The organism is Pseudooceanicola batsensis HTCC2597 (assembly GCF_000152725.1).
Taxonomy (GTDB): Bacteria; Pseudomonadota; Alphaproteobacteria; order Rhodobacterales; family Rhodobacteraceae; genus Pseudooceanicola; species Pseudooceanicola batsensis.
Genome location: NZ_CH724131.1, coordinates 2,814,184 through 2,833,800 on the forward strand (window position 1 = coordinate 2,814,184; position 19,617 = coordinate 2,833,800).

At 67.6% G+C, this 19,617-nt stretch carries 18 protein-coding genes; 9 read left to right on the top strand and 9 right to left on the bottom strand.

Going from position 1 to position 19,617, the window contains the following annotated elements; translation table 11 throughout:
* Positions 1–67: 67 nt before the first annotated feature.
* From OB2597_RS17460 to OB2597_RS17470, 3 genes are all read right to left on the bottom strand, one after another.
* Positions 68–610 carry a carboxymuconolactone decarboxylase family protein gene (locus OB2597_RS17460; RefSeq protein WP_009806936.1) on the bottom strand — a complete coding sequence of 181 codons (543 nt, stop codon included), beginning with the start codon at positions 608–610 and terminating at the stop codon, positions 68–70.
* Positions 611–635: 25 nt separating this feature from the next.
* Positions 636–3,443 (bottom strand): DNA polymerase I, encoded by a 2,808-nt coding sequence (gene polA, locus OB2597_RS17465; RefSeq protein ID WP_009806937.1) that lies wholly within the window; start codon positions 3,441–3,443, stop codon positions 636–638.
* Positions 3,444–3,572: 129 nt separating this feature from the next.
* Positions 3,573–3,755 carry a zinc-finger domain-containing protein gene (locus OB2597_RS17470; RefSeq protein ID WP_009806938.1) on the bottom strand — a complete coding sequence of 61 codons (183 nt, stop codon included), beginning with the start codon at positions 3,753–3,755 and terminating at the stop codon, positions 3,573–3,575.
* Positions 3,756–3,997: 242 nt separating this feature from the next.
* Between OB2597_RS17470 and OB2597_RS17475 the strand changes: the two genes are divergently transcribed.
* Positions 3,998–5,161 carry an MFS transporter gene (locus OB2597_RS17475; protein ID WP_009806939.1) on the top strand — a complete coding sequence of 388 codons (1,164 nt, stop codon included), beginning with the start codon at positions 3,998–4,000 and terminating at the stop codon, positions 5,159–5,161.
* A gap of 94 nt (positions 5,162–5,255) precedes the next feature.
* Here OB2597_RS17475 and OB2597_RS17480 read toward each other — a convergent pair whose 3' ends face one another.
* Together OB2597_RS17480 and OB2597_RS17485 are read right to left on the bottom strand one after the other, a co-directional pair.
* Positions 5,256–6,731, bottom strand: a complete 1,476-nt coding sequence (locus OB2597_RS17480; RefSeq protein WP_009806940.1) for an NAD-dependent succinate-semialdehyde dehydrogenase — start codon at positions 6,729–6,731, stop codon at positions 5,256–5,258.
* A 103-nt stretch (positions 6,732–6,834) separates the two neighbouring features.
* Positions 6,835–7,827, bottom strand: coding sequence for a P1 family peptidase (locus tag OB2597_RS17485; protein ID WP_009806941.1), 993 nt, complete (start codon positions 7,825–7,827; stop codon positions 6,835–6,837).
* A gap of 355 nt (positions 7,828–8,182) precedes the next feature.
* Between OB2597_RS17485 and OB2597_RS17490 the strand changes: the two genes are divergently transcribed.
* Positions 8,183–9,385 carry an aminopeptidase P family protein gene (locus OB2597_RS17490; RefSeq protein WP_009806942.1) on the top strand — a complete coding sequence of 401 codons (1,203 nt, stop codon included), beginning with the start codon at positions 8,183–8,185 and terminating at the stop codon, positions 9,383–9,385.
* 75 nt (positions 9,386–9,460) lie between these two features.
* Here the strand turns inward: OB2597_RS17490 and OB2597_RS17495 are convergent, their stop codons facing one another.
* Positions 9,461–10,018, bottom strand: coding sequence for a hypothetical protein (locus OB2597_RS17495; protein WP_009806943.1), 558 nt, complete (start codon positions 10,016–10,018; stop codon positions 9,461–9,463).
* A 167-nt stretch (positions 10,019–10,185) separates the two neighbouring features.
* Between OB2597_RS17495 and OB2597_RS17500 the strand changes: the two genes are divergently transcribed.
* From OB2597_RS17500 to OB2597_RS17515, 4 genes are read left to right on the top strand one after another with little or no spacing between them, the layout of a single operon-like run.
* Positions 10,186–10,449 (top strand): hypothetical protein, encoded by a 264-nt coding sequence (locus OB2597_RS17500; protein ID WP_009806944.1) that lies wholly within the window; start codon positions 10,186–10,188, stop codon positions 10,447–10,449.
* Between the two features lie 12 nt (positions 10,450–10,461).
* The gene (locus OB2597_RS17505; protein ID WP_009806945.1) at positions 10,462–11,106 is read left to right on the top strand and encodes a DUF1523 family protein; all 645 of its coding nucleotides are present in this window, start codon (positions 10,462–10,464) and stop codon (positions 11,104–11,106) included.
* Positions 11,107–11,712 carry an AAA family ATPase gene (locus OB2597_RS17510; RefSeq protein WP_009806946.1) on the top strand — a complete coding sequence of 202 codons (606 nt, stop codon included), beginning with the start codon at positions 11,107–11,109 and terminating at the stop codon, positions 11,710–11,712.
* Positions 11,713–11,770: 58 nt separating this feature from the next.
* Positions 11,771–12,529: an SDR family NAD(P)-dependent oxidoreductase gene (locus OB2597_RS17515; RefSeq protein WP_009806947.1), complete on the top strand. Its 759-nt coding sequence runs from the start codon at positions 11,771–11,773 to the stop codon at positions 12,527–12,529.
* Between the two features lie 214 nt (positions 12,530–12,743).
* Here the strand turns inward: OB2597_RS17515 and OB2597_RS17520 are convergent, their stop codons facing one another.
* Positions 12,744–13,553, bottom strand: a complete 810-nt coding sequence (locus OB2597_RS17520) for a division plane positioning ATPase MipZ (RefSeq protein WP_009806948.1) — start codon at positions 13,551–13,553, stop codon at positions 12,744–12,746.
* A 183-nt stretch (positions 13,554–13,736) separates the two neighbouring features.
* Here OB2597_RS17520 and mutL point away from each other — a divergent pair, with 183 nt between their 5' ends.
* Positions 13,737–15,623 carry a DNA mismatch repair endonuclease MutL gene (gene mutL, locus OB2597_RS17525; RefSeq protein ID WP_040609426.1) on the top strand — a complete coding sequence of 629 codons (1,887 nt, stop codon included), beginning with the start codon at positions 13,737–13,739 and terminating at the stop codon, positions 15,621–15,623.
* Positions 15,620–16,870, top strand: coding sequence for a DNA recombination protein RmuC (locus OB2597_RS17530; RefSeq protein WP_009806950.1), 1,251 nt, complete (start codon positions 15,620–15,622; stop codon positions 16,868–16,870). Before mutL ends, OB2597_RS17530 begins: the two co-directional genes overlap by 4 nt.
* Here OB2597_RS17530 and OB2597_RS17535 read toward each other — a convergent pair.
* Positions 16,867–17,511: a ChrR family anti-sigma-E factor gene (locus OB2597_RS17535; RefSeq protein ID WP_009806951.1), complete on the bottom strand. Its 645-nt coding sequence runs from the start codon at positions 17,509–17,511 to the stop codon at positions 16,867–16,869. The two genes, OB2597_RS17530 and OB2597_RS17535, sit on opposite strands and share 4 nt — an antisense overlap.
* Positions 17,508–18,074: a sigma-70 family RNA polymerase sigma factor gene (locus OB2597_RS17540; protein WP_050759252.1), complete on the bottom strand. Its 567-nt coding sequence runs from the start codon at positions 18,072–18,074 to the stop codon at positions 17,508–17,510. Before OB2597_RS17540 ends, OB2597_RS17535 begins: the two co-directional genes overlap by 4 nt.
* Positions 18,075–18,312: 238 nt before the next feature.
* Here OB2597_RS17540 and OB2597_RS17545 point away from each other — a divergent pair, with 238 nt between their 5' ends.
* Positions 18,313–19,617 carry an NAD(P)/FAD-dependent oxidoreductase gene (locus OB2597_RS17545; protein WP_009806953.1) on the top strand — a complete coding sequence of 435 codons (1,305 nt, stop codon included), beginning with the start codon at positions 18,313–18,315 and terminating at the stop codon, positions 19,615–19,617.

Genomic DNA, 19,617 nt, shown 5'->3' on the forward strand with positions numbered 1-19,617 from the left:
TTCCCAAACACATAACATTTTTAGAATATGTTGTACAACCCGCTATTTCACGAGCAGACGCGGGGCGCTAGATGGGGGCTCGCGCCAACTCTTGCGATATGGCCTCGTCGACCGGCACGTCGTAGGTCTTCAGGATCGTTCCCAGCACCGAATAGAAGCCCACTGTCGCGATCAGATCGAATACGGCCTCCGTGCCGATCACTGCCCGCAGCTCGGCCTCGAGGTCCGGGGGCAGACGGTGATCGTCGAAGATCGCGTCCACCGCCCGCACCAGCAGCCCGTCCTCGCCCTCTGGCATGTCGCGGATCGCGCGGATGCGCGCATCCGGAAAGCCGAGCGCGCGGGCGCGGCTGACGTGGTGTGCCCACTCGTAGTCCGACCCGATCCGGACGCCGGTCCGCAGGATCACCACTTCGGACCGCTCCGCCCCGAGCGCCGTATCCCGGACGAGATGCTGTCGCAGCGGCGCCCAGGCCCGCAGCAGGGCCGGGTCATGTGCCATCATGCGGTAGACGTTCAGCGCTCCGGCAAAGCCGTCCTTGAGATCGGCGACCGCGTCGGGCCAGTCGGCGTCGTCGAGCGGGGCGAGGTTGGGAACGTTCAGCGACATCGGGGCGCTCCTTTGCGGGTGCGTGTCAGTGTGCCTCGGCCCAGTTCCTGCCCTGGCCGGCATCGACCACCAGCGGCACGTCAATTCTCACAGCCGGATCGGCCGCCGTCTCCATGACCCCGCGCGCCACCTCGGCCACCTCGTCCGCCGCCGCCTCGTCGACCTCGAACACCAGTTCGTCATGGACCTGCAGCAGCATCTTCGCCGGCAGACCCAGGATTGCGTCGGGCATCCGGATCATCGCGCGTCGGATGATGTCCGCCGCCGTGCCCTGGATCGGCGCGTTGATCGCGGCGCGCCGGGCGAATCCCGCACGCGGCCCCTTGGCGTCGATCTCGGGCGTGTGGATTCGGCGGCCGAAAAGCGTCTGGACATAGCCGTTCTTCTTGCCGAACTCGGTCGTCTCCGCCATGTAGTCCTTGATGCCGGGGAACCGCTCGAAATACCGGTCGATGAAGCCCTGCGCCTCGGCGCGGGGGATGCGCAGGTTCCGGGCCAGCCCGAACCCCGAAATCCCGTAGATCACGCCGAAATTGATCGCCTTGGCCTGCCGCCGGATCTCCGGCGTCATCTCCTCCATCGGCACGCCGAACATCTCGGATGCGGTGGCGGCGTGAATGTCCTGCCCCTCGTCGAAGGCCTGCTTCAGCGCGGGAATGTCGGCGATATGCGCCAGGATGCGCAGCTCGATCTGGCTATAGTCGAGCGACAGCAGCACCTTGCCCTCCTCGGCGATGAACGCCTCGCGGATGCGCCGGCCCTCTTCCGAGCGGACGGGGATGTTCTGGAGGTTCGGATCGGTCGAGGCGAGCCGCCCGGTATTCGCCCCGGTCTGCTGATAGCTTGTATGCACCCGCCCCGTCTCGGGATGGATATGGGTCTGGAGGCTGTCGGTATAGGTCGATTTCAGCTTGGAGAGCTGCCGCCAGTCGAGAACGCGGGCGGGCAGTTCGTGCAGCGTCGCCAGGTCCTCGAGGACATCCGCCCCGGTCGCATAGGCGCCGGTCTTGCCCTTCTTGCCCCCTTCCATCCCCATCTTGTCGAACAGGATCTCGCCCAGCTGCTTCGGAGAGCCGACGTTGAACCTTTCGCCCGCCAGTTCGTGGATCTCGGCTTCGAGCGCGCCCATCTTCTGCGCAAAGGCGCTGGACATGCGCGACAGCGTATCGCGGTCGACCTTGATGCCGTGCATCTCCATCTTCGCCAGCACCGGCGCGAGCGGCCGCTCCAGGGTCTCGTAGACCGTCGTGACCTTTTTGGCGTGAAGCTGCGGTTTCAGCACCTGCCACAGGCGCAGCGTGACATCCGCATCCTCGGCGGCATAGCGTGTCGCCTTGTCGATCGGCACCTTGTCGAAGGTGATCATCGCCTTGCCCGTACCCAGCAATTCCTTGATCGGAATGCAGGTATGCGAAAGATAGCGGTCGGCCAACGCATCCATCCCGTGCTGGTGCAGACCGGCGTTCAGCGCATAGCTGATCAGCATCGTGTCGTCGCAGGGCGCCACATCGATCCCGCAGCGTTTCAGGATCTTCGCGTCGTATTTCATGTTCTGGCCGATCTTGAGGATCGCCTCGTCCTCGAGCACCGGCTTCAGCATCTCCAGCGCCTCGGCCTCGGCCATCTGCCCCTCGGCCAGGTCCTCCGTCGCGAAAAGACCCTCGCCCTCGGCCGCCTTGTGCCCCAGGGGCACATAGCAGGCGAGGCCCGGCTCGGTGGCGAGGCAGATCCCCACGAGGTCGGCCCGCATCTCGTCCAGCCCGGTCGTCTCGGTATCCACCGCGACATAGCCCCGCTCGCGAATGCGGCCGATCCAGACGGCAAGCTGGTCGGCGTTGGTGACGGTCTCGTAGCTGTCCGGGTCTATCGCCGGCATCTCGACGGTCTCGGGCGCGTCGTCGCCGCCCCGGGTGTTCACCTCGGGCAGGGCCGGGGGCTCGACCCCCATCTGGTCCGCGATCCGCTTGGTCAGGGTGCGGAACTCCATCTCGTTGAGAAAGCCCAGCAGCGTCTCGCCGTCCGGATCCCGCACTTCGAGATCCTCGAGCGTGAAATCCAGCGGCGTGTCGCAATCCAGCTGCACCAGCCTCTTCGACAGCTCGATCTGTTCGCGATGTTCGATCAGGGTCTGGCGTCGTTTCGGCTGCTTGATCTCGCCGGCCCGGTCCAGAAGCTCTTCGAGCGTGCCGTATTCGTTGATCAGCAGAGCCGCGGTCTTGATCCCGATCCCCGGCGCGCCCGGCACGTTGTCGACCGAATCCCCGGCCAGCGCCTGCACATCCACCACCCGGTCCGGCCCGACACCGAACTTGGCCTCGACCCCCTCGACGTCGATCCGCAGGTTCTTCATCGCGTCCAGCATCTCGACCCCGCCCCCGACAAGCTGCATCAGATCCTTGTCCGAGCTGATGATCGTCACCCGCCCCCCGGCCTCGCGCGCCTGGCACGAGAGGGTGGCGATGATGTCGTCGGCCTCGTATCCCTCGATCTCCTTGCAGGCGATGTTGAACGCCTCGGTCGCGCGGCGGGTCAGGGGGATCTGCGGGCGCAGATCCTCGGGCATCGCTTCGCGGTTGGCCTTGTACTGATCGTAGAGATCGTTGCGGAACGTGTGCGACCCCTTGTCGAAGATCACCGCCACATGGGTCGGCGCCTCGGGCCCGGTGTTGGCCTCGACATAGCGGTGCAGCATGTTGCAGAACCCGCTGACCGCCCCCACGGGCAGGCCGTCGGACTTGCGCGTCAGCGGCGGCAGCGCGTGGTAGGCCCGGAAGATGAAGGCGGACCCGTCGATCAGGTGCAGATGGCAGCCCTTGCCGAATTTGTCCGTCATGATCTTATCTCCGCGCCGCAGTCGTCGTCAGGGTTCTGCCACGATCCCGGTGGCACGGCCAGACGCAGATTGCCGCCGGCCTCCGGCGTCCGCGATCACGATTGTCAGGTCCTGGCCCCCGCGGCCCGGTCAGGCCGCGCCCTCTTCATGCCCCTTGAGCACGAATTTCGCATCGCAATAGCCGCATTCGACGAAATTGGTCCGTTCGGGGATGTAAAGCCAGACCCGAGGATGGCCGAGGGCGCCCTCGCCGCCGTCGCAGGCGACCCTGCGGCTTTCGACGATCTTGGTTTCCGGGGCCTCGATGCTCATGGTCGTGATCCTGCTTGGTCATTCGCGGTGCTGCACCGCAATATGGTCGAAACGTCGGGGTGGGGCAAGCCTCGCTCCGCGCCGCCGGTGCCGGCGCGCCGACGCGGTCTTGGCCCCCCCGCGGCCTTGCAGGTGCCTCGGTGCGACAGGACCGTCACCCCGATGGCGGGCCCTGATCCCGCAGCGCCGCCCTTGCCCCGCCGCGGCTTGCCAAACGCGCCGATCCGGGCAAGGGATACGGCATGACGCGCGACAGCTCTCCCTTCGGTCTCCTCGCCCTGCTGTTGCTGGCCGGCATGACCGCCGCGGCGCAGTTCGCGAAGGTCTCGGTCATCTTTCCGCAGGTGCGCGCCCTCTATCCCGAGGCCGGAGCCGGCGTCGGCTTCCTCGTCTCGGTGATCAGCCTCACCGGCGTGCTGGCGGGGCTCGTCGCGGGAATGCTGGTCGCCCGGGCGGGGTTTCGCCGCGTGGTCATCCAGGGTCTGCTGCTGGGGGCGGCCATGTCGGCGGTGCAGGCCCTGGTCCTCCCGCTGCCGCTGATGCTGCTGTCCCGCGCGGTCGAGGGTGTCAGCCATATCGCCCTCGTCGTGGCGATCCCCACGCTCATCGCGCAGCTCTCGGCCGCGCGTCACCGCCCCTATACCATGACCCTCTGGGGCAGCTATTTCGGCGTCACCTTCGCCCTGGTCGCATGGCTCGGCATCCCGCTGGCCGAGGCGCGCGGCCCGGCTCCCCTCTTCCTGGTCCATGCCGGCTGCATGACCGTGCTTGCCGCCGCGCTGGCCTGGCGCCTGCCCGCGGGTCTCGTCCCGCGAAGCACCCGGCCCCTGCCGACACCGCGGAAGATACTCGGGGATCATCCGCGCATCTATGCCTCGCCCTACATCGCGGCGCCGGCCCTCGGCTGGCTCTTCTACACGCTGACCTTCGTCGCCCTGCTGACCGTCCTGCCGCCGATGCTGCCCGACGCGACCCGCGCCACGCTGACCTTCTGGATGCCGCTGGCGGGGATCATCGTCTCGCTCACGCTCGGTGCGCAGCTGCTGCGGATCCTGCCGGCCGTCACGATCATCCTGATCGGTCTGGCCGGCGCCATGCTGTCGGTCCTGGCGATGTGGCGCGCTCCGGGTGTGCTCCTGCCGCCCATCTGTCTCTTCGGGGCGCTCGGTCTCGTGCAGGGGGCGAGTTTCACGGCGATCCCGCAACTCAACCCGGACCCGGCCGACCAGGCGCTGGCGAACGGCGCGCTGGCGCAGATGGGGAACCTCGGCAACCTGCTCGGCACGCCGGTGCTGATCGCCATGACCTCGCCCTTGGGCTTCGACGGCGCGATCCTCTTCGCGCTCCTTGCCTACGCGGGGTGCGCCCTGGTCCACCTCCACGCCGCGGCGCGCCGCCGGGCCTGAGGCGGCCTCGCACCTTCTTTGGTCCGGCAAGTATCCTCGGGGGTGAATTGGCCCTGAAGGGGGCAAGAGGGGGCAGACAGCCCCCTCCCTGGCGTCAGACGCTCAGACAGACGTATTTCATCTCGAGGAAGTCCTCGATCCCGTGATGCGATCCCTCGCGTCCGAGGCCCGACTGCTTGACGCCGCCGAACGGCGCCACCTCGGTCGAGATGATGCCGGTGTTGACGCCGACGATGCCATATTCCAGCGCCTCGGCGACCTTGTAGACCCGGCTCAGGTCCCGGGCGTAGAAATACGAGGCCAGGCCGAAGATCGTGTCGTTGGCCATCGCGATCACATCGTCCACATCCTCGAACTTGAAGAGCGGCGCCAGAGGGCCGAAGGTCTCCTCCGTGGCGACCTGCATCTCCTGCGTCACGCCGGTGACGATGGTGGGCGGGCAGAAGTTCGATCCCTCCTCGCCCAGGTCTCCGCCGTAGAAGACCAGCGCCCCCTTCGAGGTGGCGTCCTCGAGGTGTTCCTTCACCTTGTCCTTGGCCTCCGGATTGATCAGCGGCCCCAGTTGCACGCCCTCCTCGAGCCCGTCGCCCACGGTCATCTCGCTCACCTTCGCCTTCAGCTTTTCGGCGAAGGTGTCGTAGATCCCGGCCTGCACGTAGATCCGGTTGGCGCAGACGCAGGTCTGGCCGTTGTTGCGGAACTTGCACATGATCGCGCCCTCGACCGCGGCGTCGACATCGGCGTCGTCGAAGACGATGAAGGGCGCGTTGCCCCCCAGCTCCATCGAGCATTTCTTCACCTGGTCCGCCGACTGGCGCAGCAGGATCCGGCCCACCTCGGTCGAGCCGGTGAAGGTCAGCTTGCGCACCTTGGGATTCTCGCAGAACTCCTTGCCGACCTCGGAGGATTTCGAGGAGGTCACGATCGAGAAGACGCCCTTCGGAATCCCCGCCCGTTCCGCCAGCACGCCCATGACCAGCGCCGACAGCGGCGTCTCCTTGGCCGGCCGTCCCACGAAGGCGCAGCCCGCCGCCAGCGCCGGGCCGGCCTTGCGGGTGATCATCGCGTTGGGAAAGTTCCAGGGCGTGATCGAGGCCGCGACCCCGACGGGCTGCTTGATCACCATGAGCCGCTTGTCGCGCTGGTGGCCGGGGATCATCTCGCCGTAGACGCGCTTGGCCTCTTCCGCGAAGAACTCGATGAACGAGGCGCCATAGGCGATCTCGCCCTTGGCCTCGGCCAGCGGCTTGCCCTGTTCGGCGGTCAGGATGGTGCCCAGGTCGTCCTGGTGCTCCATCATCAGGTCGAACCACTTGCGCAGAACGGTGGCGCGTTCCTTGCCGGTCCAGCGCGCCCAGTCCTTCTGGGCCTCGTAGGCCTTGTCGATGGCCAGCGCGATCTGCGCCCGGCTGAGATCGGCGACCCGGGCGATCACGTCGCCCCGCGCCGGGTTCACCACATCGAAGGTGCCGTCGTCCCCTTCGACCCAGTCTCCGGCCAGGTACGCCGCCTCGACCAGCAGCGACGGGTCCTTGAGCAGTGATTTGAGATCGGTGCTTTGATCCAGCATGACAGCCTCCATCCTTCATGGGTTCGGACCTGTTGGAGCACTTAGCGCGTGCACTGTCCAGCGCCAGTCGTCGGAACCCGGGCCTGCCGGCAGTCCCGCGGGGTCACGTGCCGAACCGGTCGACCCATGCCGGAAAGGGATCGCCGGGGGCGGCCGTCGCGGAATACACGCCCCGCGCCACGGCCCGCGCCATGCAGATCGCGGCCGCGTGACCGATCAGCAACTGCTCGGAAACCGGATCCCCCAGGGTACGATCCCCCGTGGCGGCGGCGAAGATCAGGTCGCCGTCCAGCGGCGTGTGGCTTGGCACCAGGGCCCGCGCGAACCCGTCATGCGCCGCGGTCGCAAGTCGCGTGCACTGCGCCTGCGTCAGCGCCGCATCGGTCGCCACGATGCCGATCGTGGTGTTGCCCCCCCCGCCCATCTTGGTGACCGCCGCATGCGGATCGGGCCAGTCCGGTGCCACGCCCCGGCCGCCGAATTCCGCCTCCATCTCCCACGGGGCCGCCCAGAAATTCGGGCCGTCGCCCACTATGGCCGAGCCGAGGGCGTTCACCGCCACCAGCGCTCCGACCGTCACGCCCGAGGGCAGCACCACCGACGCCGAGCCCAGCCCGCCCTTGAGCTGCGCCGTCGTCGCGCCGGTGCCCGCGCCCTCGGTGCCCAGCCCGAATGTCGCGCCGGCCCCGTCGAACGCCAGCCGCCCGAGTCCCTTGTACGGGTTGTCTGCCCAGTCCTTGTCGCCGCCGTTCAGCAGGTCGAACAGGATCGCGCCCGGCACGATCGGGACCCGCATCCCGCCGACCTCGAACCCGCGCCCGGCCGACCGCAGCCCGTCCGCCACGCCCGAGGCGGCGTCCAGCCCGAAGGCAGAGCCACCCGACAGCACCAGGGCGTCCACCTGCTCGACGGTCTTGTCCGGCGACAGCAGGTCGGTCTCGCGCGTGCCGGGGGCGCCGCCCATGATGTGGACCCCCGCCGTGAACGGCCTGTCCCCGACAAGGCAGGTCACGCCGGACTTGAGCCCCGCATCCGCAGCGTTCCCCACCAGAAGCCCCGGCACGTCCGTGATCAGGTTGCCTTTTCCGGTCTGCATGTCGCCCCTCTTTCGTCTCGAACCAAGTTTCCGGAGGCGCGCCGAGCCCCCGGTTCGAAACGGGGCGTTTTGCCGTGCGCGCGCCCCGATGCGATGCGTCGGCGCCCCGCCTGTCAGGCACGTCGCCTGCCTGCGGCGGCGTCCGGATCGTCTCGTGCCCGTGCTCCGCTCCGGCACGCGATGCGCCGGGTGCCAGATGCCGCCACCATTTCTCCCGCGCGTCCCGCGTGCAAGCCGCAATTTCCGAAGGACAATTCGGACCGGCCGTGCTAGCGCTCGGGCAGGCCCGGGCGATGGCGTCGCCCGTTCTCCGGCCGTGCCGCCCTGTACGCCGGGGCCAATCGGAGACCGTTTCATGACACGACCCGCATTCCACCGCGTTCACGACGGCGACAAGGCCCCGCTCCCCTTCGCCGAGATCGAATACGAGGCCCGGCTGAAGGCGCTGCGCCGCATCCTCGATGAGCAGAACATCCACGCCGCGGTCCTCACCTCGATGCACAACGTCGCCTATTACTCCGGCTTTCTCTACTGTGCGTTCGGCCGGCCCTATGCGCTTGTCGTGACCGAAACCGACTGCGTCACGATCAGCGCGGGCATCGACGCCGGTCAGCCCTGGCGGCGGAGCCACGGCGACGCGCTCACCTACACCGACTGGACCCGCGACAATTTCTGGCGCGCCGTGGCCCATGTCGCAGGAGAGAACCGGGTCATCGGATACGAGGGCGATCACCTGACGGTGGCGCAGCGCGAAAAGTTCGAGGACTTCCTGTCGCCTCTCGCGCAGATCGACCTCGCCGAGGCCACAATGCGCCAGCGCATGCACAAGTCCCCGGCCGAGGTCGCGCTGATCCGGGCCGGGGCCGAGGTGGCGGATGTCGGCGGTCACGCCATTCGCAGCGCGATCCGTCCCGGCGTGCGCGAGCTCGACGTGGCGATGGCAGGGCGCGACGCCATGGAACTCGAGATCGCGGCCCGGTTTCCGGAGGCGGAATACCGCGACACCTGGGTCTGGTTCCAGTCCGGCCCGAATACCGACGGTGCCCACAATCCCGTCACCGCCCGCCAGCTGGAGCATGGCGATATCCTGTCGCTCAACACCTTCCCGATGATCTCGGGCTACTACACGGCGCTGGAGCGCACCCTGTTTCTGGGCGAGGTCGATGCCGCCTCGCGCAAGATATGGGAGGCAAATGTCGGCGCGCACGAACTGGGAACGAGCCTGCTGAAGCCGGGCATGTCCTGCGCCGAGATCACCGCCCGGATCAACGACTTCTTCGCCGAGCGGGACCTGCTTCAGTACCGCACCTTCGGCTACGGGCATTCCTTCGGCGTCCTCTCTCACTACTACGGCCGCGAGGCGGGGTTGGAGCTGCGCGAGGACGTCGACACCGTGCTCGAGCCGGGCATGGTCGTGTCGATGGAGCCTATGTTGACCCTGCCGCAGGGCATGCCGGGCGCTGGCGGTTACCGTGAGCACGACATCCTGCTGATCACCGCGGACGGCAACGAGAACCTGACCGGCTTTCCCTATGGCCCCGAACACAACGTGATCTGACGGCGCAAGCCGGACCCCAGGTTGGCGGCCTGCGGTGCAAGACCGCCATGGGGGTCCGTCGCGTCGCGGGCGGCTTCAGTTCCCGAAGCGCCCGAGTTCGCGGTAATCGATCTCTTCGAGGATGGTGAGCATTGCCTCCACCTCGCCGCCTTCGGCCTTCACGAGGATGCGGTTGTCGACCAGCCCCTGAACGGTGCCGTCCTGCACCATGAACTTCTCGCGGCCGACCCGTTCGATCTTGGCACCGATGGCCGCCGCATTCCCGATCATCGCGCCCATGGCATTCACCATCGGATTGTCCGCCAGGATGGTGAGCGTGAAACTTTCGTTGTCGCCGGAATATTCGGCCTCGGCCCCGACGCCGCCGCCCATCATGCCGAGCGAGGCGTTGATCTCGGTGTTGATCTCGCGGGTCCAGCCGTCGGGTGCTGGGGGCAGGAAACCCGACAGCGCGTCGGTCTTCATCGTCAGCATCAGCTGCTTGGCATATTCCAGCTCTTCGAGCGCGTATTGCAGATCGCCCTCTTCATAGGCGCTCATCGCGCTTTGCAGGGTCTCGGTCACGTCGTCGGCCCGCGCCGCCAGGCCCAGTGCGGATACCGCGCATGCGGCGGCGAAAATCAGTCTCTTCATGAAAACCTCCCATAAATTCCGGTGCGGACCGGTTGAATGCCCCGCCAGATTGCCCCGCTCCCGGATGTGGCGCAAGTCGGGGATCCCTGACCCTGAATTCGCGTGACGGCACTGAGCAAATGCCGTTTACTGCCATATCGATCGTTCGCTTTTCCAAAACGGAGACAATGGCGCAGCTCCTCCTCGTCCTGCTCGTCGTGCTGACGGCGATCTACATCACGCTCTCGCTCTGGTCGCGGCAAGTGCGCAAGGCCAAGCTGCGCAAGGCCTGGGAGGCTGGCGACCGGGAATTCGGCGACGACCGCGAGAGCTATGTCCGCCGCGGGCTGGAGGCGTATGACGACAGCTTCCGGCGCAAGCTCATCCTGCTGGTCTATGTGGTGCCGGTTGCCGTCATCGCCTATATCATCTACGCCGTTAACTATAGCTGAAGGGGCGGAGACATGGCTTACATCAAATGGGCCTTCTGGGGAATCGTCGCGCTCTTCGTCGTGGCGTTTTTCCACTATACCCTGCCGCAGCGCGACATCGTCTATGTCACCGGCGTCGAGATCAAGCTCGAGCAGTTCGGCGAAAACTCGATCTTCTGGGCCGCGCCCGACAGCGGGGCGGCGGCGCAGGGCGGGACGATCGAACGCGACGTGCGCTTTATCGACACGGTCCAGCGGGACGGTGACGTGATGGTCTACCGGAACGAGGATACCGGGTTCTGGCCGCCGTATTTCAAGTTCGATTCCTCGAACCTCCAGGCCGAGGCGCGCGATCTCGTCTCGAACCGCAGCGATCCCCAATGGGTCATCGTCACCCACTATGGCTGGCGGATACCCTTCCTCACCGCCTATCCGAACGCCATCGCCGTCAAGGCGACCGACACGCCGGACGCGACGCTGATACCCTGGGTGAACATCGTCATCCTGCTGATCGTCGCGGCCGTCGTCTGGGCGCTCCGTGTCCGCTGGGTCCGCTTCCGCAGGCGTCGCATCGACCCGATGGTCGGCAGCATGGACGAAAGCTGGGACGATTTCACCGACAGCGCGCGCGAGCGCCGGGGCCGGGTCTCGCGCTGGCTGGGAAGCTGGCGGCGCTAGGTGCAAACCTCCGAACCCGACCTCTCGGAACGCCTGTCGAACCTGCCCCGGCGCAGCATCGTCGCCATCGCCGGCGCGCCGGGGTCGGGCAAGTCCACCCTGGCGGAACGGCTGGTCGAAGAGCAGGAGTCGGCCGCGCTCCTGCCGATGGACGGGTTCCATTTCGACGATACCGTCCTGCGGGACCGTGACCGGCTGCTTTTCAAGGGTGCCCAGGATACCTTCGACGTGGGCGGGCTGCGGTCGGTCCTGCAGCGCCTGCGTCAGGAGGAGACCGAGGTCGCGGTGCCGGTCTTCGACCGGGATCTCGAGATCAGCCGCGGCAGCGCGCGCGTCATCTCGCGGCGGTCCCGCCTCGTGGTGGTCGAGGGGAACTATCTGCTGCTCGACCGGACGCCCTGGCAGAGCCTGCGGCCCTATTTCGACCTCACCGTGATGATCGAAGTGCCCGAGGACGAACGCCGCCGGCGCCTGACCGAGCGGTGGCGCCACCACGCGCTGAGCCCCGCCCAGATCGCGCACAAGCTGGACGCGGTCGATCTGCCGAACGGGCGCATGGTCTACAGCGAGAGCAGCACGCCCGATCTCGTGCTGCGCCAGGGGTGAGACTTTCCATTCCGCCCGCTTTCCCGCAATCATCGGCAGGCACAAGCGGAGGAGGGAGATGAGCATGACACGAACAACCGCAATCGTCACGGGCGCGGCCCGGGGCATCGGGCTGGCCACGACCGACCTGTTCCTCGCCGAGGGCCGGCGCGTCGCCATGGTCGACCGGGATGCGGACGAACTGCAAAGGGTGGCGGCCGAACGGGAGAATGTGATCCCGATCACCTGTGACGTCTCGGACCCGGAGGCGGTCGCGGCAATGGCCCGGCGCGCCGTGGCCGATCTGGGCGAGGTTCACGCCCTGGTCAACAATGCGGGCGTGGCCGACTTCGGCCCGATCGACGAATGCGACTTTGCAACCTGCCAGCGGGTCATGGGCACCAATCTCGACGGCGTCTTCCTCTGTTCGCAGGCCCTGTCGCCGGCGCTGAGGGCGGTGAGCGGCGCCATCGTCAACATCGCCTCGATTTCGGGGCTGCGCGCTTCGACCTTGCGGGTGGCCTACGGCACCTCCAAGGCGGCCGTGATACACCTGACCCGGCAGCAGGCGGCGGAATGGGGCGAACACGGCGTCCGCGCGAACTGCGTCTGCCCCGGCCCGGTCCGCACCAAGCTGGCCATGGCCGTGCACACGCAGGAGATCATCGACGCCTATCACGACGCCATCCCGCTGAACCGCTACGGTTCCGAGCGCGAGGTCGCCGAGGTGATCTGTTTCCTCTGTTCCGACAGGGCGGCCTATGTCACCGGCCAGACCCTGGCGGCCGACGGCGGCTTCGAAAGCACCGGTGTCGGGCTGCCCGCCTTGCGCGGGTAGGCCTTGGCCCCACCGGCCCCTGGGGTGGGGGCTCGCACGCACCGCCCGGCCTCCTGTCGCACGCAATCCCGGGGCAGGGGCCCGGTTCCTGTTGATCCCCGCTCGTTGATCTGAGCGACGCGCGGGGCCCGAAAATGGCGCGATGGCGCGGCCCGGCGGTGCGCCGGTCGGGGCGCATGGCCGGCAACCCGGGCGGCTCAGCCAGCAGCGCGGCTCAGAAGGTGACGGACACGCCCGGCAGGTTCAGCTCCCGCACCAGGTCGCGCAGCTCCTGCCGCGCCGCCACGTTCGAGATGTTGAGCTGCTGGACCCCGATGTCCTTGAGATCCAGAAGGGTCAGACCGCGCGGGAAAAGCTCGCGGAAGATCACCCGCTCGTTGAAGCCGGGCGCCACGCGAAAGCCGATCCGCTTGGACAGTTTCGCAATCGCCTTTTCCATCTTCGCCTTGTTGACCATCTGCTGCGCCCCGAGCCGGTTGCGCAGCACCACCCAGTCGATCGGCTTGAGGCCGGCCTGAGCGCGCAACTGCCGGGCGTTCCATACCATCTCGGAATAGACCGAGGGCCCGAGGATGCGCTGACCGTCGTTGTCGATATGCGCCAGCAGGTCGAAATCGACGAAGGAATCGTTCAGCGGCGTGATCAGCGTATCGGCCAGCGAATGCGCCACCTGGCTGAGCCGGGTATGCGATCCGGGGCAGTCGATCAGGATGAACTCGGCTTCCGTTTCGAGCTGGGAGACGGCGGCGGACAGGCGGTGGTCATAGGGATTTTCGCCGGGTTTCAGGCTGCTGGCGTCGATCTCGGGCAGGTCGATGTACCGGGGCGTCGGCAGTTCGAGCTCTTCCTTCGTCAGGAACCGGTTCCGGTTGTCGACGTAACGGCCCAGGGTCTTCTGCCGCAGGTCGAGGTCCAGCGTGGCGATCCGGTGCCCCATCCGGGCCAGTGCCGTGGCCACGTGCATCGAGACGGTGGATTTGCCCGCGCCGCCCTTTTCGTTCCCCACAACGATGATATGCGCCATGCCTGTAGCCCTTCTGCCCGGCTCTCTGCCGGTTTTGATTTGCAAACACTATATGTTGAGGGCGTCTCCAAGGGAAGGGGCGAGGCTGCGGCGGCCGCCTTTTCCGGCAAGCCGTGGCGCCAGCGCCAGACAGGCCGCGAAGAGCCATGGTCGAATCGAGAACCTCGTGCTAGGTCTTGGTGCATGTTGCGCCCTGACCCCAATATGAGCCATGAAAACCCAGTAATCCGTCAGCTGGACGAGGCGGCGATCAACCGTATCGCGGCGGGTGAAGTAGTGGAACGGCCTGCCTCGGCGGTCAAGGAACTGGTGGAAAACGCGCTGGATGCCGGGGCGCGGCGGATCGAGATCACGCTGGCCGAGGGCGGCAAGAGCCTGATCCGGGTCAAGGATGACGGCTGCGGCATCCCGGCCGAGGCCCTGCCGCTGGCGCTGGCCCGCCACGCGACCTCCAAGATCGACGGGTCGGACCTTCTGAACATCCACACCTTCGGTTTCCGGGGCGAGGCGCTGCCGTCGCTCGGTGCCGTCGGACGGCTGCGGATCACCACCCGCGTCGCCGGGGCGACCGCGGCCGAGATCGCCGTCAGCGGCAGCCGAATGGGAGAGGTCCGTCCCGCCGCCCTGTCCGGGGGCACGGTGGTCGAACTGCGCGACCTGTTCTTCGCGACGCCGGCCCGGCTCAAGTTCCTGCGGACGGACCGCGCCGAGACCCAGGCCGTCACCGACATCGTCAAGCGCCTCGCCATGGCCGAACCCTACGTCGGGTTCGTGCTGCGCGATGTCTCGGGCGGGGGCGAGGGGCGGGTGACCTTCCGGGCCGATCCGGAAAGCGGCGACATGTTCGACGCCCTGCACGGCCGGCTGGCCGCGGTGCTGGGCCGGGAATTCGCCGAGAACGCCCTGCGCATCGACGCCGAGCGCGAGGGGCTGCACATGACGGGCTACGCGGCCCTGCCGACCTATTCGCGCGGCGCGGCTGTGGCACAGTTCCTCTTCGTCAACGGCCGCCCGGTCCGGGACAAGCTGCTGACCGGCGCCCTGCGCGCGGCCTACATGGATGTTCTCAGCCGTGACCGCCACCCGGCTGCGGCCCTCTTCATCGACTGCGATCCGATGCTGGTTGACGTGAACGTCCACCCCGCGAAATCCGAGGTCCGGTTCCGCGACCCGGGCCTGGCGCGCGGGCTCGTCGTGTCTGGCCTGCGGCACGCGCTGGCCGAGGCCGGGCACCGCGCCTCGACCACCGTGGCGGGCGCGACGCTTGGCGCGATGCGGCCGGAACCCGCCCCCGCGGGGCGTGTCTACCAGATGGATCGCCCCTCGGGCCCGGCCCGCGCGATGGCCTACCTCGGTCAGGGTCCCGCCTGCCCCGACCCCGGGGTCGGCGGCGTGGTGCAGGACCGGGAGCCCGACGGGTTCGACGGCTTCGCGGCCCCCTCCGCCCGGTACGAGCCCGCGGCTCCCGGACCCGCCCCCGAACTGGAGGGCCATCCCCTCGGCGCGGCCCGCGCACAGGTGCACGAGAACTACATCGTCGCGCAGACCGAACGCGGCATGGTCATCGTCGATCAGCACGCCGCCCACGAGAGGCTGGTCTACGAAAAGCTCAAGGCGCAGACGGCGGCCCGGGGCGTCCCTGCGCAGGCCCTGCTGATCCCCGAGATCGTCGAGTTGAGCGCGGGCGACTGCGCGCGGCTCACCGAGGCCGCCGGAGAGTTGGGCGCCCTCGGTCTGACGGTCGAACCCTTCGGCGGCTCGGCCGTGGCCGTGCGCGAGACCCCCGCGATCCTCGGCGAGGTCGATGCCAGGGCGCTGATCCTGGATATTCTGGACGAACTGACGGACGGCGACGACAGCACCACCCTCAGGGCCCGCATCGACGCCATCCTCAGTCGGATGGCCTGTCACGGGTCGGTCCGGTCGGGCCGCCGGATGCGGATCGAGGAAATGAACGCGCTCCTCCGCGAGATGGAGGCGACGCCGATGTCCGGTCAGTGCAACCACGGCCGGCCCACCTATGTCGAATTGAAACTGGCCGATATCGAACGGCTCTTCGGACGCACATGATCCAGATCGGAAACACCACCCTCGACCTGGCCGAGCCGGTCACGCTCGCGCTCGTTCTCGGCGCGGCGCTCGGCCTGCTGATCGTTCTTCTGCTGATCTTCGCGCTGCGGGGCGTCGGCAAGGCCGCCCGCGCGACGGAACCGCTGGTCTTTCAGCTCGACCAGATGGGGCGCGCGGTCGACGCGCTCGGGCGCGGGCAGGAGCAGCTGACCGGCGGCCTGACCTCGGTCTCGAACGCACAGGCGAGCACGCAGGCGCAGGTCATCCAGACGATGGAGACGCGGCTGGCCGCCGTTCAGCAGCAGATGACGGACCGCCTGCACGAAAACGCGCTGAAGACCGCGCGCGCCATGAGCGACATGCAGGAGCAGGTGAACAAGCAGCTCATGGGCGGGTCCGAGAAGACCACCAAGAGCCTGACCGAACTTCAGGCGCGGCTGGCCACGATCGACAGGGCGCAGGAGAACATCACAAAGCTGTCGGGCGACGTTCTCTCGCTTCAGGACATTCTGTCGAACAAGCAGACCCGGGGCGCCTTCGGGGAAATCCAGCTGACCGACATCGTCTCGAAGGCGCTGCCCAAGGACAGTTTCACGATGCAGGCCACGCTATCGAACGGGCGCCGGGCGGATTGCCTGATCCACCTGCCGAACCCTCCGGGCCCCATCGTGATCGACGCGAAATTCCCGCTCGAGGCTTACGAGGCCCTGCGCAACGCGCGCTCGGACGGCGAGACGAAGGCGGCCGCGCAGGCCTTCCGGACCTCGGTCCGGACCCACGTCAAGGCCATCGCCGAGCGCTACATCCTCGAAGGCGAGACCGCCGACGGGGCACTGATGTTCCTGCCGTCCGAGGCGGTCTACGCCGAACTGCACGCGAACTTTCCCGACGTGGTGCGGGACGGTTTTGCCGCGCGCGTCTGGATCGTGTCGCCCACCACCTGCATGGCGACCCTGAACACCATGCGGGCGATCCTCAAGGATGCGCGGATGCGCGAACAGGCGGGGGCGATCCGCAGCACGCTGAAGATGCTGCACCGTGACGTGGAACTGGTGGTCGAGCGGGTCCGCAAGCTCGATACCCATTTCGACCAGGCCCGCAAGGACATCGACGGCATCGGCACCGCGGCCGAGCGAGCGGGCAAGCGCGCCGCGCGGCTGGACAATTTCGACTTCGAGGATCTCTCGATCGAGCCGCAGAGCGAAGAGGCCACCTCGGCCGTCGCCCGGCTGACCCGCCGCGACTAGATCTTGAGGAACGGCTGGGCCAGGCGCGGCAGCCACGACCGGAACCGCAGGGGCGCGTCGGTCGCCGCGAGGCAGATGCAATCCTCGCCCGGCTCGGCCACCGGCATGTGCTCCAGCTCTTCGTCGGCCACCTCGACGTCGCCGCGCCCGAAGCGGTCGGTCTCGTCGGCAAAGGCCCCCTGCAGGACCATGGTCAGCTCCATGCCGCGATGTCCGTGATCGGGCACCGCCGCACCGGCGGGAATGAAGAGCAGCCGCGCCGAGGCCGAGGCCGATGTCGGCAGGATCGCCTGTTTCACGCCGCCCCCGACCGGGCGCCAGCGGATCGCCTCGAGGTCGCCGCCGACATAGTCTCGCAACGGGGCGGGCAGCGTTCCCGGGGCGGCCGGCCGCGGAGGGACTATGACTTCGTCCCCGCCGCCGTCAAGCCGCGCGAGGCACGAGGCCAGCCCGTCCGGAGCCATTTCCGAGGACGTATCGTCCAGCAGTGCGCCTCCGAGGGTCTCGTAGCTCTCGACGGCCGCACGGCAGGAATCGCACATCGAGACGTGGCTCGCGACCACCAGGTTGAAGGCCTCGGGCAGCGTGCCGGCCGCGTAGCCCATCAGCAGGGACTCGGTAAGATGATGCTTGATACTCATGTCGACTGATCCATGGCGTGGCGCAGTTTCTCCAGCGCCAGTCGTATTCTCGATTTTATCGTGCCCAGCGGCAGCCCCGTTAGATCGGCGATTTCCCGGTGCGACAGGTCGCCGAAATAGGCCCGTTCGATCAGAGCGCGCTGTTTCTCGGGCAGGGTGCGCAGCGCCTCGCCCAGCTGGTCCGTGTCCTGTTGCAGCGCGATGCTGTCCTCCTGCGAGGCATCCGGCTCGGGTCCCCAGCCGAGGTCCTCGGGTTCGGGCCGCCTTTCCCGCCGGGCGATGTCGATCCGACGGTTCCGCGCGATGGTGAAGATCCACGTCGCGACGCTGGCGCGCCGGGCGTCGAACAGGTGCGCCTTGCGCCAGACCGTCACCATGACGTCCTGCGCGCAATCCTCGGCCACGCCGGCCTCGGTCCCCGATTTCATCAGAAAGCCTTTAACGCGCGGCGCGAAATGCGCGAACAGACGGCCGAAGGCTTCCTTGTCGCGCCTGTCGCGGATCAGTTCCATCTCGACGATCCACGCGCCGCGGTCGGGCGCGGCCCCTGTCTTCTGCGGCATGTCGGGCTTCGGTTTCTCCATCACCATGGATGACCTAGCACGAGACCGCAGCGGGGACGAGCGATGATGATACGGCTCGGTGGCTTGCTGCAACATGACCCGGTTACGCGGGCGCCCCGGAACCGGATCACCGTCACGGAGCAAAAAGGCTGAAATGCAAAAAAAGTGCAGCCGGTCCGCATCCACCCCGACCTCTCGCGCGTACAGGACACGAGACTTTGCCGGAAAGGGGCCCTGAATGCCATTCGAATCCAGTCATTTCCCGCGGCGCCGCATCGCCGTCGTCGGCGGCGGCATTTCGGGGCTGGGCGCCGCGCGGCTTCTGTCGCGCAACCATGACGTGACCCTGGTCGAGGCCGCGCCCCGGCTGGGCGGCCATGCCCGCACGGTTCTGGCGGGCAAGCGCGGCGATCAGCCGGTCGATACGGGTTTTATCGTCTTCAACTATCCGAACTATCCGTTGCTGACGCGCCTCTTCGACGAGCTCGGTGTACCGGTCGTGAAAAGCGACATGAGCTTTGGCGCTTCGGTTCGCGGCGGGCGGATCGAATACGGGCTCTCCGATCTGCGGGCCGTCTTTGCCCAACTGCGCAATATGGCCGATCCGCGGTTCATCGGCATGCTGCGCGACGTCATGCGCTTCAACAAGCGCGCGGTGGCGGCCTCGCACGACCCCGCGATGACGATCGGCGACCTGCTCGCGTCGCTGGGCACCGGCATCTGGTTCCGCGACTACTATCTTCTGCCCCTCTCCGGCGCGATCTGGTCGACCCCCAAGGAGAAGATCCTGGATTTTCCGGCGCGGGCGATGGTGCAGTTCTTCAAGAACCACGCGCTTCTCAGCCATACGGGTCAGCACCAGTGGTACACCGTTCGCGACGGGTCCGCCCAGTACGTCACCCGGCTTGAGGCCGCCCTGCGCTCGGCCGGGGTCGACATCCGCCTCTCCAGCCCGGTCGAGGCGATCCGGCGCCGGCTGACCGGCCCCGAACTGCGCATCGCAGGTCAGGCGTGGGAGGCTTTCGACGAGGTGGTGCTGGCGACGCATTCCGACGACAGTCTGCGCATGCTCATCGATCCGACGATCGAGGAACAGGCTGGCCTCTCGGCGATCCGCTATCAGCCGAACGAGGTCATCCTGCATGCCGACGATGGCGTGATGCCGCGCAACCGGCGGGCCTGGGCGTCGTGGAACTATCGCGAGGCGCAGGGCCGCATCGGCGACTCGCTCGATCTGACCTACTGGATGAACCGCCTGCAGCCGATCCCGCAGGACGATCCGATGTTCGTCACGCTCAACGCGACCCGCGCGATCGATCCGGCGAAGATCTACGATCAGGTGACGATGCGCCACCCGGTCTATGACGCCGCCGCGCTGGCCGCGCAGGAGGACATGGCGCGGATCAACGGCCACAACAACACCTGGTTCTGCGGCGCCTGGATGCGAAACGGGTTCCACGAGGACGGTCTGGCCAGCGCCGTCGACGTGGTCGAGGGCATCGCCAGCACCACGCCCGGTCCGGCGGCTCTGGCGGCCGAGTGA